Raw genomic sequence first — 14,274 nt, forward strand, 5'->3', positions numbered from 1 at the left:
AGAAGGATATCTCTGCGATTGATACAGAAAATCATATCCATGTATGCCAAGGGAATGACTACGAGACAGATTTCCGAAACGATCAATGACATCTACGGTTTTGAGGCATCGGAAGGATTTGTATCCGACGTAACCGATAAGATTCTGCCCCACATTGAGGAATGGCAGAACCGCTGCCTTGTCAGCGTTTACCCGATCGTTTTCATTGATGCCATCCATTTTTCCGTGCGTCAGGACAGCATCGTAAGCAAACTTGCGGCCTACGTCGTTGTAGGGATTAACGATGCCGGGCGAAAAGAAGTCTTAACCATTGAAATTGGAGAAAATGAGAGCAGCAAATATTGGCTTGGCATTCTTAAGGAATCACTGATAAATAGTGGATAATCACAGCCAGCTGATCCGCAGACACAAATTTCACAAATTGCAATACAAAAGAGCGTGCAACACTGCTCTCATTGCCCCTTTTTCTTCCCCGAATCGCCCATTTCACCGGGAAATTTTGGAAAAAGGGCGCACTTATCCCATTGTCATGCAGAACGCCCTCTGCCTTCCTGCCCTCAAACACATGACGAGGTTCGCCGATGCAAAGAGCAGATAGTAACGGAGCAGGTTCTTCTTGATGCCACGATACCTTGTCCTGCCCGCTTGGAACAGCCGCTTCACAATGAGGAACGGATGCTCCACCTTGCAGCGGATGGAAGTTTTCTCGTGTTCGATCTTCTTGTCCCAGTTGACTCCTGCATACGCCTTTGTTGTGCGGTTCTTTGAAGGTCTTTTCGCAATACGGTAATCCACGCTCGATAGATGAGGATCTTCAAGGATTTCTGCGCGCTTTTCCACGCCGAGATACCCAGAGTCCCCATAGACGCTGTGGTCATCCGCTCGGATCAATGCGTGCGCCTGCACGATGTCATGCACGTTGGCTGCTGTCCCTGTGATTGTATGAACGTAGCCTGTTGCCGCATCCGTACCGGAATGAATCTTCATGCCGAAGAACCATTGATTCCCTTTCCTGACGGAGTGCATTTCAGGGTCGCGGGTCTTCGTGGTGTTCTTGGTCGAGCTTGGTGCATGGATGATGGTGGCGTCAACGATTGTACCGCCGTGCATGATGAGTCCTGCGGCGTCCAGCCGCTCTTTCACGTCGTCGAACATCTTGCGGGTGATGTCATGCTTTTCCAGCAGGTGTCGAAAGTGCAGGAGTGTCGTAGCATCCGGTGTCCGTTCGATGGAGAAGTCGATCTTCAGGAAGCGCTTCATGGCATAGCTGTCATAGATTGCATCCTCGATTCCCTCGTCCGAGAGACCGAACCAGTTCTGCATGAGATACATGCGCAGCATCGTTTCGAGCGGGATTAACTTCCTGCCACGCTCTTTCTGGACGTAGAACGGCGCAATGAGTTCCATCCATTCTTTCCAAGGGATGATGGATTCCATGGCATCCAGGAAGGCTTCACGCTTTGTTGTTCTGTTACGGTTTGCGTATTCCATGTCTGTAAATGTTTGCTGCACCATTTTTGTCTCTCCCTCATCGTTTATTGTTTTTCTCTATTGTAATCTTTCAAGGCAGAGTTGCGCAACATAAGAATTTATCAGTGTTTCCTTAACAGCCTAAAAAATCGGGGGGGTTCAAGATGTTCTTATCCTTTGCTCTGACGGGCTCAGCGGGCTCAAGGAAGCGGTAGAGGCGGCCTTTCCGGAAACGGAGCATCAGCGCTGCATCGTACACATGGTACGCAATACCCTGAAATATGTGGCGCATAAGGACATGAAATTCTTTGCCAAGGATCTTCGCAGCATATACACGGCTCCTGATGAAAAGACCGCCCTCAAAAGACTAGAAGAGGCAGATAAAAAATGGAGTTCCCATTATCCAGCGGCCATGCGGAGATGGTATGATCATTGGGACGTCATAACACCGATATTCAAGTTCTCTATGGGTGTTCGCACCGCATTTTATACCACGAATATCATAGAGAGTCTTAATGCATCATACCGCAGATTAAATCGACAACGGAGCGTATTTCCTAGTGCACAAGCGTTATTAAAGGTTCTTTATTTGACGACGTTTGAAGCCACTAAGAAATGGACGATGCCGATAAAGAACTGGGGTAAAATCCGAGGCGAACTGGCCATTATGTATCCGAACAGATTGCCTGATTAACACTTGCACACATCATAGAAGATCCGATTTACAGACTTTTCTTCACAGACTCATATCAACAAACCATATACTCAATGCCACTGCTCATTTCAGCTCCGCAACGCTTGCACCGCTTCCGCCTTCGGAAATATCGGCAAATGCGACAGATAAAACAGACGGGTGACGCTTCAAATAATCCTGTATGCCAAGGCGCAAGGCGCCCGTCCCTTTGCCGTGAATGATTAGGATTTTTGAAAGTCCCGCAAAGACAGCGTCGTCAATAAATTTGCCAAGCGTGAGTTCCACTTCGGATACGGTCATGCCGCGCACATCGATCTGCGAGTGTACCCGCGCCGCTTTTTGAGAGATTCCTCCCGTGAAGCCGACTTTTTCGGTGCGGTGGTTTTTCTTTTTTCGTGAGACGAACGTGCATTCATCCGGTTTAACGACGGTGCGCAGTGCACCGATTTGGACGGTGAGCTCCTTCCCCTGCACGGCGAGGACGGTACCCTCCTGTGCCAACCGCGTGATATGGACAATATCTCCGGGCTCAATCTCGCCCGCACGGATCTTTTGCCCGACTTTCGTGGCGGAGGGATGTCGCTGCGGCATATAGGCTCCGGTCAGACGCTCGCGCGCTTCTTGGATCGCCTTGCGGCGCTCTTTCACGCCGTGATCGTCAAACTGCTGCTTGAGCTTTTTAATTGTCTCTTCCGCACTGCGCCTTGCCTCGCGTACAATGCCGTTCGCCTCTTCGCGCGCCTTGTGCAGGAGCTTCCTATGCGCCTGGATAAACTTGTCTCGTTCCGTGCGCAGCTGCTCCTCCATGGCGGATATTTTCTGTGCCCGTATACGCAGTTCGGTTTGACGGGTCTCGTACGCGCGCTTTTCCTGCTCAAGCTCGTTGACGACAGTCTCAAACCGCACATGATCTTCGTCGATATACCGCTGCGCACGCGCGACGATAGCGTCGGCAAGTCCGAGCCGACGGCTGATCGAAAAGGCGTTGCTCGCACCCGGCGTACCGATCAAGAGACGATAGGTAGGGCGCAGCGTCGACGTATCAAATTCGACGCTGGCATTCATAACGCCCTGTCTGCCATAGGCATATGTCTTGAGCGCGGCGTAATGCGTCGTTGCAATCACACTGATGCGGCGCTGTAAAAGATGCTCGATGATACTGCGCGCTAGGGCTGCGCCTTCGTCAGGATCCGTCCCCGCGCCCACTTCGTCTAATAGGACGAGATCGTTGCTCTTTGCCTTTTGCAGAATCCGCACGATATTTTTCGTGTGTGCCGAAAACGTAGAGAGACTTTGCTCTATGCTCTGCTCGTCCCCGATATCCGCATAGATGCTTCCGTACACGGGGAGTTCTGCCCCCGACGCGGTTGGGAGAAAGCAGCCGGACTGCGCCATGAGCGCTAAAATGCCAAGCGTTTTCATGCTGACGGTTTTCCCGCCGGTATTGGGTCCCGTAATCAACAGCACGGAAAAATCGCGTCCCAGTTCAATATCGATGGGGACGACACGGTCTTTCGGGAGCAGCGGATGGCGCGCCCTTTGCAGCCGAACGTATCCGGCACGATTGAACGTCGGCGCATAGGCTTCCATATTGCGCGATAGTCCCGCGCGCGCAAAGATGAGATCAAGCTCTGCCAATATCGTGCAGTTTTCGGATACAATATCTGCGGCGCGTGCAATTTCCTGCGACAGCTGCTGCAAAATACGCCGTATTTCCTGCTCTCGCGCAAGCTCCATTTGACGCACGGTGTTGTTGAGTTCCACGGTTGCCAACGGCTCTACAAAAAGCGTCGCGCCGCTTGCGGAGCGGTCATGAATGACGCCGGGAAATTGCGCGCGGTATTCCTGTTTGACGGGGATAACGTAGCGTTCGGCACGGACGGTGACGATCGCCTCTTGAAAACATTTTTGATATGCCGCATCGTGCAGAATCGTGGAAAGCCGCTCTTTCACACGATTTTGTGCGGAAAGCATCTCTCGTGTCACACGTCGAAGTTCCGGACTCGCATCGTCGCGGAGATTGCCATGCTCGTCAATGGTATTCTGCAAATGCTTTTCGAGCATCCCCAGGATTTCAATCCGTACACCCTTCTCTTTCAGCAGTGGAAGAGACAGATCGGCATCGCGGAAAAAATACTTGACGTTTCTCATGCCCTGCATCGTGCTCATGATCTCTCGCAGCTCTTCGACTTCTAGTGTAGAACCGAGCGTGGCTTTTTGCAGCGTATGCCGCAGGTCATAGATACCGCCGAAGGGCGGCGCCTGCATTTGCAGGACGCTCACAGCTTCCGCAGTCTCCGCGTGCAGCCGCAGAACGGTATCGAAGTCCGATGCGGGCGTCATCGTGCGGCACAGTTCTTTCCCTCGCATGGAGGAAGTAAATAATGATAGCCGGTCTTTTATTTTTCGTATTCTAAAACCTTGAATGCCTCAGTGTCCATGCTCCTACCTCAAATTATAAAATGCCGCGGGAATAATGCCCGCGTGTGATATTGCCGCCCTCCTGCATACGCAGCATACGCTCTTGCTCCGCGCTGAGCGGGAGCAACATGCGCAGGGCATTTTTGTAAGCGGCAACCGTCTTACGAAGCTCGTTGATTGTCATGCCGCGCCCCTCAATCCGAATACACGAAATGCCGCTGTGCATCAAACGCGCGGCATACGGAAGCAGGGACAGCGTCTTAGCGTTGCATATATGCATACGGCAGAATTGATCGGTTTCTATCGGGAAATCAATACCTTTGCGATCACGCAGGAAATACTTTTCCCTGCGGCATGGATGTGAGCATGTATCGCCGTCTAAGCCCCCGAGAAAGCTGCCGACAGCGCAATACTCCGAGATCATAAGCGGCAGTCTGCCGTGCGCCAATACGGTGAGCGGAAGTGCGCTGCGCCCTGCCATACGCGAAATCTGCTTTGCATTCAGCTCCGGTGAAAGTGTCGCCTCGGAAAATCCATAGGAATGCAGAAACTCCGTGGTCATCGCATTATAGGAGATCATAGAGTAATCTGCATGAAGAGGAACTGAAAGATATGATCGAGCCAAATACGCCATGCCAATATGATGCACGTGAAGCGCGTCGGGCGGCTCTGTACGGAACGATTCAAGAAGACGCACGATCTCCTCTTCTTCCGTCGCACGGACAATGCGCGGCGTATTGAAGTCGATGCGAACGCCGCGCTCTTTTGCACAGTTCCACGCCGCTCGATAATCCTCGGCACGCAGGTGAATACCGTCATAATTTTCTCCGCCGTAGAGAATACCGTCTGCCCCTGCGTCTATAGCCGCCTTTAACGTCTCTATGTCATCCACCGCGGCCATTAGCGGCGCAGGCTTCGGCGTAGGAGCGGGGCTGCCGGTCGGCATGTGCCAATCTTTTTTTGGCAGTGCGCCGCGCCTTGCCCGCTCGAAAGATACGATGCACTGCTGCGCTAACGCGGCGATCGCTTCTCTGCGCACGTTGTTCAGTTCGCTGACGGGCATCATCAGCCCGTCCTCTATATCGGATGACAAGTGCGCTATCGTGAAAGCCGTTGCTCCGAGCCGATTGATCTGCTTTTCTACAGTTTCCTCCGTGAGTGGTCGATTCTTTGCCGGCTCTGCGATATACTCGGTCTCTGCCCAAACGGTATTACCTCTATCGTCCGTAAACGCAAGGCGCAGCGGCTTCCCCATCCGTGCCTCAACGTGCGCGCAGACGGGGATTTTTTTACGCGCATCCTCCTCATAAGAACGGCGGGCTTCATCCATTAGAGCCTTGTCATAGACCTTGAACACGGCGTCGCTCATGTGAACCTTTCCCTTGATTTCAAAGGATACCGTTGTTCCTGCCCGGGCATGTTCGATGCTCTGCCCTCGACTCGTATAGAGGGCGGTAATATCCGCACCGATACGTTTGCCGTTCATCCCCCACACATCGACTTGGTCACCGACGGACAGAGGTCTTGTTAATTTGACCGTTAGCATTCCCGTTTTACTTGCATACGCAGTGACTCGACCGATACGCAGCCCGCGATTGTTGGGACGCCGATCACTCATCATATACTTTCCGGGACGTTTCTCCAAATACGCCGTCGTAAAATCACGATTGAACACCTGCGCCAAGCGGTCGCGATCCTGCTCGTCAACAGGCGGACGGCTCATATCAAGATGCCAGTCAATCGTTTTACGATAAGCACGCACGATCGTCGCAACGTATTCGGGACGCTTCATACGCCCCTCTATTTTGAGAGAATCAACGCCGGCGTCCATCAACTGCGGGATCAAGTCTATCGTATTGAGATCGCGCGGAGACAGCAAAAAATCCCCCGCCGCATCGCCAAGAACGTCACGTCCATCACGATCCACCAGTGTGTATGGGAGACGACATGGCTGCGCACACCTGCCCCGGTTTCCGCTGCGTCCGCCGATCATACTGCTCATGAGGCACTGCCCGGAATAGCATACGCAGAGCGCGCCGTGGACAAAACATTCGATTTCTATGCGGCTGTGCGCGCAAATAGAACGAATTTCTTTGAGAGAAAGCTCACGCGAGAGTACAACGCGAGAAACCCCCAGCTCCTCTAACGCCTGCACACCGGAAATATGATGCACGGTCATCTGCGTGCTCGCGTGCAGGGGAAGTTTTGGAGCGGCATCCCGCGCGAGTTTTACCGCGCCGAGATCCTGCAAGAGAACGGCGTCCACACCTGCCTCGTAGAGGAACTGCAAATAACTTCTGAGTTTTGGCAGCTCGTCGTTATTGATGATTGTATTGACGGCAACATGTACACCGACATTCCTGAGATGGGCATATCGGATCAGTTCCGCGAGGGTGTCGTTGTCAAAATTAGATGCATAGGCGCGTGCGCCAAACATCTTCCCCGCGAGATAAACCGCGTTTGCTCCGTTTTCCACGGCAGCAAAAAAAGACTCCTTGCTTCCTGCCGGAGCAAGTAATTCCACCAAGTGTGTCACACTCCCAAAATACGGCGTCCGTATCTATTTGACCGAACAATATCATTCTTCAATGGCATCGTTCCCATCATTCTCGCCGATGAAGACCGATGTCGTCTGCAATTCTTCAAACAGTCGGAGCTGATCGTTATCAAGTGTATCCTTCAGCTCGTCTGCCGCCGGAAGCGCAGGCAAATCCTCTAACCGCTCCAAACCAAAGGCACGCAAAAAGAGCTCCGTCGTGCCGTAGAGGATCGGGCGTCCGACGACCTGCTTCCGTCCCGTTTCACAGATCAGCTCCAGCTCTAAGAGGCGCGCAATAGAGCGCTCTGCCCGCACACCTCGGATATACTCCACTTCCTGTTTCGTAATGGGCTGTTTGTAGGCGATGATAGAGAGCGTTTCCATCGCAGCGGTGGACAGCGTTGGCCGCACAACGTCCGATAGTTTTTGCACTGCGGAAAATGCCGCCGGATGCGTGACGAGCTGATACCCACCGGCGGATCTGCGCAAGGAAATGCCGCTGCCGCGTTCACGCAGGCTACTCTCCAATGCAGTCAGCAGTTCTTGTACGATCCACTCAGGCGTTTCGATGATTTCGGCAAGTTTCTGTATGGAGAGCGGCGTCCCTGAGGCAAAGAGAATCGCCTCCAATATCGCTTTTTGGCTAAGAGACTCCAACTGCCGCCTCCTTCATCACAATCTGTATGTCGTCATATAGCCGGTCTTGGTACACAATGACGGTCTGCATTTTCGTCAGTTCCAAGAGTGCTAAAAAAGCCGCCAAGAGCTCTTCGCGTGTGCCCGTAGGAAAGGCGTTCCGCAAGGTGATTCTTCCGCGGTGCTCTGTAAGAAGTTCCAGTATATCCGTCATCTTATCCCGGACACGATATTCTTCCGCGGCGATCACGACGGTCGGTATCGTAATTTCTCGATGCATACGCCGCAGCGTGCAAAAAATCTTCATCAGCACATCTGCCGATAGATTTTCGGGTGCTGACCGCTGCGCGGGAAGAGATGTCGGCGGACGTTCTACATAGCCGTTTTGCCCTTCCACCATCGCATACAGCGTCGGCGTAATCTCCTTGAATCGTCTGTACTCGAGCAGGCGAAGCACGAGCTCCATGCGAGGGTCCTCGTCCGGCGACGTCTCCGCATCGGTTTTGGGAAGCATCATGCGCGACTTAATCCGCAGCAGCGTTGCCGCCATCACCAAGAACTCACTGGCAAATTCGATGTCGAATTCATATGCCGCATCAATATATGCAAGGTACTGTTTTGTCAGATCGGCAATCGGAATATCGTAGAGATCGATCTTATTCTTTTCAATCAAATGCATCAAAAGATCCATAGGACCTTCGAACGCCTCCAATTTCACAAGATAATTTGACGCCATAATCCACACTAAAATACAAGTATGCCCGCAAGCGCTTTATAAATGGCATACACGAATTGGAACATCGGCATGAGAACGACGCCGAGCACAGGCGTCGCAATAAATACAATCATAATGAGGATACTGTACCGCTCCAGCGCCTGATAGCGATAGGCGAGATCCGGCGGCAGGAGGTTCCGCAGAATGTGTGATCCGTCGAGCGGCGGGATCGGCAGGATATTAAACACAGCGAAGTTGACGTTATAGATGAAGATCATCTGTATGATGCTGAAGGTAATCGCCGAGACGTCTATGTTGTGATAGCGAATAAAATACAACATATAAAAAGCGATAAATCCCAGCAGAAGATTCATCGCGGGACCCGCGAGCGATACGATAATGTCGTCTCTCTTGGGATTGCGAAAATTGACCGGATTGATCATCACGGGCTTTGCCCATCCGAATCGTACGAGAAAGAGCATAATCAGTCCGATCGGATCGATATGCGCCCTCGGATCGATGGTCAATCGCCCCATCAGCCGCGGCGTGAAATCGCCTAGAGAAACTGCGGCACGCGCGTGTGCGTACTCATGGAACGTCATGGCTATGATAAGTCCCGGAATGCCGAGCAGCATTTCGGTAAAATTAAATCCGAACATAAATCTCTCCCATCAATCAGTCCCGAACCGCTCTGCCGCCATCATTAAGGAGATGATGGTCTTGGAGTCGATAATCTCCCCTTTTTTATCAGTTCGAGCGCACGCGAAAACGGCATCTGCACGACGTTGACAAATTCGTCCGCATCCGTGTGCTGCACGCCGGAGGACAGACCTCGTGCGGCATAGAGATGAATATATTCGTTGGAGAATCCGACCGTGGTCGCAATCGTCGTCAATTTCTCGTAGGTCTTTGCCGTGTATCCGGTCTCTTCCGAGAGCTCCCGGCGCGCGCAGTGCAGCGGATCCTCACCGTCGGCGTCGAGCTTTCCCGCCGGCACCTCGAGCGTCACCGCACTGATCGGGTAGCGGTACTGCCGCACCAAAATAACGTCGCCGTTCGGCAAGATCGGCAGTACGGCAGCAGCCCCCGGATGCATGATCCACTCCCGAACGGCATCTTTGCCGTTCGGGAGCCGTACGGTATCGAGCCGGACATGCAGCAGTGTGCCGTCAAAGATTTTTTCACAGGCGAGTTTCGTTTCAACAAGATCTTCGTACATAATCATGTTCCCCTTCATCTGCGTTACGATGACGCCCCCTCGTCTTCCTTTTTCAAGAACAGCGCGCTCACGAAGTCCTCCGCGCGGAACGGGCGCAGATCGTCAACGCCTTCTCCGACGCCGATCCACTTTATTGGAATGGAAAGCTGTGATTTGATGCCGATGGTTACGCCGCCCTTTGCCGTGCCGTCCAATTTCGTCAGCACAACGCCTGAGACCGGCGCCGCCTTGGTAAACAGCTCCGCCTGACTGATGGCGTTCTGCCCCGTCCCCGCATCGAGCACGAGCAGAGTCTCATGCGGCGCGCCCGGAATCTCGCGTCCGATTACGCGGTATATTTTTTCGAGCTCCTGCATAAGGTTGGATTTTGTTTGCAAACGTCCCGCCGTGTCTACGATCACGATGTCGACGCCGCGTGCTTTCGCCGCCTGCATCGCGTCGAATACGACCGCAGCGGGGTCGGAGCCCTCCGCGTGCTTGACCACCTGCGCGTTCGTGCGGTTCCCCCAAATCTCCAACTGGTCGATCGCCGCCGCACGGAAGGTGTCCGCCGCGGCTAAGAGAACGGTCTTCCCCTGCCGACTATAATATGCGCTCAATTTTCCGATGGTCGTCGTCTTGCCGACGCCGTTGGTTCCGACCACGAGCAGCACCGTCGGTTCCTGCGCCGCCATCCGGAACGTATCGTCGCCCTCTTCCAGGATACGGACAATCTCTTTCTCCATGAACGGAATCAGGTCTTCGGGACTCCGAATCTCTTTCTGTTTAATCCCCTTTCGCACGGCGGCAATCAGCGTTTCCGTCGTCTTTACGCCGACATCCGCCATAAGCAGCGTCTCCTCGAGCTCGTCAATGAGATCGTCGTCAATGTCCGCATAACCGATGATGAGCCGTTCTATGTTGTGGGTGAGATTTTCCCGTGTTTTGCTGAGCCCTTTTTTGAGTCGATCAAAAAATCCCATGCCTGCTCCTTTATTTCTAAAAACCTAAGCGGTCGCACTCTCTTCGTAATCCTTCAGCCGAATCGAGAGAACCTTCGACACGCCCGCATCCTCGACCGTGATGCCGTACATACTGTCCGCCGCCCGCATTGTGCCTTTCCGATGTGTCACGATGATGAACTGTGTATTGTGTGCAAATTCTTGTAAGAAATCTCCAAATCGAGAAACATTCGCCTCATCAAGCGGCGCATCAATTTCATCCAAAATAGAGAACGGTGACGGGCGGTACTTCAGGAAGGAGAAGAGGAGCGCAATCACGGTGAGAGCACGTTCGCCCCCGGAGAGAGCCGAGAGATTCTGCCGTTTTTTATGCGGTAGTGTGACGAGAATCTCCACACCACTCGAGAGTATATCGCTTTGATCCGTGAGCCGTAATTCCGCAACGCCGCCGCCAAAGAGCCTCATAAATATCTCGTTGAAATATCCCTGAATTTGCTGAAACGCCTCCCGAAATGTCTGCGTCATATCCGTGTCTATCTTTTGGATGATGCGCTCTATATCTTCCTTCGCCTTTTGAAGGTCGTGAATCTGTGCTTCTTCCTCTTCATAGCGCGCTTTCTTTTCCGCGTATTCCTCGACGGCGTTGGGGTTGACCGCACCGAGTGCGTTGATGGCGTTCGTCAGCTCATTGAAACGTTCGTTCAGTACGGATTCGTCAATGGGAGAAATTTGCTGCGCTGCAGTTTCCGCCGTCATGCCAAATTCTGAAATCAAATTTTCGCTGCAATCGGCAAGACGCACATTGATGCGATCGAGCTGCTTGTCGTTCTCATGGAGCTTCGCACGCACCTGCTCCATGCAGGCGATCGTACGCTTAATCGCGTCGTCCAGCAGACGCATATCTGCCTCATACCGCAGACGACGATCCTTGAGGATCTGCGCATTGTCTCTATGGGCGCGCAGCTTCCCCTCTTCTTCCGAGATGGCGGATTCCAATGCAGCATTCCGTTGTTCTCCGGCGGATAATTCTTCGCTGAGCTTCGCAATTTGCTCCGTAAAACCGTCCAGCATCTCGGTTGCCTCACGGTATTCAAGCGTACGCGTTTTCACATGGTCGGCTCCCGTCCGAATCTCCGCGTCCAGTGCGGCAGATTCTACTTCGAGCGCATGGAGCCCCTGCGCGCAGGATTGCTCCTCGGATGAGAGCGCCGTCATTTTCTGCGCAATCTCTTCCGTCTCTTTGGAAAAACGCCGTGCATGATCGCCGCACTGCGCGAGATGACGCTCGAGCAGCTCTTTTTTGCGCGCGGCTCTCGCACTGCTTTCCTGCGCCACACGTTCTTTGCGTTCTAAATCCTCTACCGCAGCTGTTTGATCCGCGAGACGCGTGCGGTATATATCGCGTTGACTGCGCGCCGCAAGGAGGTCGCGGTTAAGCTCTGCCTCTTCGGCGGACGCGGCGTCCCGGCGTGTGCAGTCGTCATCCAGAAGCCTGTTTCGTTCCTCCAAATCGGCTTGGAATGCAATATGCCGTTCTTTTTGCGTGCGCAGCGTCTCTGCCAAGGTCTCCGCCTCATGGCGGCGGTTCAGTAAGAAGGACTGACGGTATCGCTGCCCGCCGCCCGAGATCGCGCCGCCCGGGTTCAGCAGCTCCCCCGTCAGTGTGACCATGCGGATTCGATACCCGTGTTCCTTTGCCGCAGCGAGCGCATCGTCCAGCGTCTCCATCACAAGCGTCCGGGAGAGCAAATGATCCACGGCTCTTTGAAACCGCTCCTCCGCCGAGACCAGCGTATTCGCCCAACCGACAGCACCCCGGACGCGGCAGAGATCAACGTCATACGGACGTTTAACGACGATGGAGGAAAGCGGAAGAAAGGTCACGCGTCCCCCGTTCCGCCGCTTGAGGCAGCCGATCGCCGCCTTCGCCGTCTGCGCATCATCCGTGATAATGTTGCGCACACTGCCGCCAAGTGCAATTTCAATCGCGGTCAGATAACGCTCCGGGATGCTGATCAGATCGGCAACGGTGCCAAAAACACCGCTGCGCCAGCCCTCCTTTGCCTGCAGCACCATTTGTATGTCTTTGCCAAATCCCTCATAGCTTTCCTGTAGTTTTCGAACAAAGTCATAGCGTTGCTGCGCACGTTGAATTTCCTCTGCAGTGCGGCGCATCTCTTCCTCGATGCCCTGCGCTTTCGCCCGGTGTTCTTCCACTGCATGAGAAAGGCGTACGCGATCGTCGGCGCATTTATCTCGCTGTTGCTCGAGGTCTTGCAGTGCGGCTTCCATACGGCTCAATTCGCTTTGCGCCTCTATAATCCGGCATTTCTTTTGTGACAGTTCTTCGCTGCGCCGCAGACGCCCCTCATCTCCGCGTTCAGAGTGATCGGCGGCAACGGCAAGCGACTCGCGCAGCCTTACCATGACGCGCTCCACGGCGCGTAGCGATCGGCTGCCGCGTGCCGATTGTTCCTCATACAGCGCACGATGCGTGCGGATGTTCTTTAGTTGTTCCTGCGCCTCTGTGTGCGCCTTCTCCTTTTCCTCCCGTGCGGCAATCTTACCGGAGAGCATATTTTGAATTTGCACAATTTCCTGCTCAGTCGCTTCAATCTTTGCCCGGCTCGACTCGCGCAGCCGCTCCAAATCCTCTTTGCGCCGCACACATTGATCCTGCCGCCCTAGGAGCATAGCGGATTCCTTCTTGAGCGCGTCAAGCGCATTCTGCAGCTCTGTATCACTTTTTTCTATCTCTGCGAGATCGCTGTCGATTTGCTCCATCTCAAGCTCTATATTGCGTTTTTTCCCCTCCGTCTGCGCGCGTTCTCCAATAAGAGACGCCTCTTCATCACGGTCATTATGCAGGAGGCGCATGAGATTTTCCTGCGCGCCGACGAGCTGTTCATGCGTCTGCACGAGCGACGTCAGGCGATATTGACGCCGCTCCGCCTCGAGCTCACGATACGCGCTTGTCTTTTCCGCTTGTGCCGCCAGCGGCTCTAGCTCGGCGCGCTGCGCATACATGATATCGCTCAAGCGAATGAGATCGGCGTCGTTTTCGCGCAGCTTGCGCAGCGCCTCCTGTTTCCTCGTGCGATACTTCGTAATGCCTGCCGTTTCTTCGAAAAAGACGCGGCGTTCCTCTGGGCGGCTGTCGAGAATATCGTTCAGACGGTTCTGCCCGATGATGCTCATGCCGTCATGTCCGATACCGGTATCGGCAAAGAGACGGTAAATATCCTTGATACGGCAGCGCGCGTCGTTGAGATATACCTCGCTTTCCCCGCTGCGATAAAGACGGCGTTTGACGACAACTTCCTCATAATCAATGGGGAGTGTCTTATCCCGATTGTCAAAGACGAGCACGACTTCCGCGACGCTGAGTGCACGCCGCGCGGTGGAACCTGCAAAGATAATATCTTCGGAGCGAAGCCCGCGCAGCATTCGGATATTCTGTTCGCCAAGAACCCAACGAACGGCATCCGTAATATTGCTTTTGCCGCTGCCGTTCGGCCCTACAACCGCCGTAATGCCGCGGTCAAATTCCACGACGATGCGGTCGGCAAAGGACTTGAATCCGTACGCTTCCAAGCGTTTTAACTGCACGCTGCGCCCCTCCTCTACAAATAAGTGCCC

Annotated in this window: 8 protein-coding genes and 3 pseudogenes; 2 read left to right on the plus strand and 9 right to left on the minus strand. The window is 53.6% G+C overall.

What is annotated here, in order from left to right:
• A pseudogene (locus HMPREF9162_RS08985) lies at positions 1 to 363 on the plus strand (transposase); the annotation flags it as partial.
• A 153-nt stretch (positions 364 to 516) separates the two neighbouring features.
• Here HMPREF9162_RS08985 and HMPREF9162_RS08990 read toward each other — a convergent pair.
• Positions 517 to 1,512: an IS5 family transposase gene (locus HMPREF9162_RS08990; RefSeq protein WP_175282240.1), complete on the minus strand. Its 996-nt coding sequence runs from the start codon at positions 1,510 to 1,512 to the stop codon at positions 517 to 519.
• A gap of 130 nt (positions 1,513 to 1,642) precedes the next feature.
• Between HMPREF9162_RS08990 and HMPREF9162_RS08995 the strand changes: the two genes are divergently transcribed.
• Positions 1,643 to 2,164: a transposase gene (locus HMPREF9162_RS08995; RefSeq protein WP_254655384.1), complete on the plus strand. Its 522-nt coding sequence runs from the start codon at positions 1,643 to 1,645 to the stop codon at positions 2,162 to 2,164.
• Positions 2,165 to 2,248: 84 nt separating this feature from the next.
• Here the strand turns inward: HMPREF9162_RS08995 and HMPREF9162_RS09000 are convergent.
• The 8 genes and pseudogenes from HMPREF9162_RS09000 to smc form a co-directional block, all read right to left on the minus strand.
• Positions 2,249 to 4,605: pseudogene (locus tag HMPREF9162_RS09000) on the minus strand (endonuclease MutS2).
• 14 nt (positions 4,606 to 4,619) lie between these two features.
• Positions 4,620 to 7,112 carry a DUF3656 domain-containing protein gene (locus HMPREF9162_RS09005; RefSeq protein ID WP_009752938.1) on the minus strand — a complete coding sequence of 831 codons (2,493 nt, stop codon included), beginning with the start codon at positions 7,110 to 7,112 and terminating at the stop codon, positions 4,620 to 4,622.
• A 51-nt stretch (positions 7,113 to 7,163) separates the two neighbouring features.
• Entirely contained in the window at positions 7,164 to 7,781 is a 618-nt protein-coding gene (scpB, locus tag HMPREF9162_RS09010; protein ID WP_009658523.1) for an SMC-Scp complex subunit ScpB, read from the minus strand.
• The gene (locus tag HMPREF9162_RS09015; RefSeq protein WP_009439119.1) at positions 7,768 to 8,496 is read right to left on the minus strand and encodes a ScpA family protein; all 729 of its coding nucleotides are present in this window, start codon (positions 8,494 to 8,496) and stop codon (positions 7,768 to 7,770) included. Before HMPREF9162_RS09015 ends, scpB begins: the two co-directional genes overlap by 14 nt.
• Before the next feature lie 8 nt (positions 8,497 to 8,504).
• Positions 8,505 to 9,134, minus strand: a complete 630-nt coding sequence (locus HMPREF9162_RS09020) for a site-2 protease family protein (protein WP_009658534.1) — start codon at positions 9,132 to 9,134, stop codon at positions 8,505 to 8,507.
• 12 nt (positions 9,135 to 9,146) lie between these two features.
• Positions 9,147 to 9,694, minus strand: a pseudogene (locus HMPREF9162_RS09025) (NUDIX domain-containing protein).
• Positions 9,695 to 9,717: 23 nt separating this feature from the next.
• A complete protein-coding gene (ftsY, locus tag HMPREF9162_RS09030; RefSeq protein WP_009439120.1) occupies positions 9,718 to 10,656 on the minus strand; it encodes a signal recognition particle-docking protein FtsY in 939 nt (312 codons plus the stop codon).
• A 24-nt stretch (positions 10,657 to 10,680) separates the two neighbouring features.
• On the minus strand, positions 10,681 to 14,244 hold the full coding sequence (gene smc, locus HMPREF9162_RS09035; protein WP_009439122.1) for a chromosome segregation protein SMC: 3,564 nt from the start codon (positions 14,242 to 14,244) through the stop codon (positions 10,681 to 10,683).
• Between the last annotated feature and the right edge of the window lie 30 nt (positions 14,245 to 14,274).

This window comes from Selenomonas sp. oral taxon 137 str. F0430 (genome assembly GCF_000183625.1).
GTDB classification, from domain to species: Bacteria; Bacillota; Negativicutes; order Selenomonadales; family Selenomonadaceae; genus Centipeda; species Centipeda artemidis.

Excerpts from the sequence above, each read along its gene's own strand:
- HMPREF9162_RS09015 (WP_009439119.1), bottom strand. The coding sequence starts at position 8,496 with ATGGCGTCAAATTATCTTGTGAAATTGGAGGCGTTCGAAGGTCCTATG.
- HMPREF9162_RS09020 (WP_009658534.1), bottom strand. The coding sequence starts at position 9,134 with ATGTTCGGATTTAATTTTACCGAAATGCTGCTCGGCATTCCGGGACTT.
- ftsY (WP_009439120.1), bottom strand. The coding sequence starts at position 10,656 with ATGGGATTTTTTGATCGACTCAAAAAAGGGCTCAGCAAAACACGGGAA.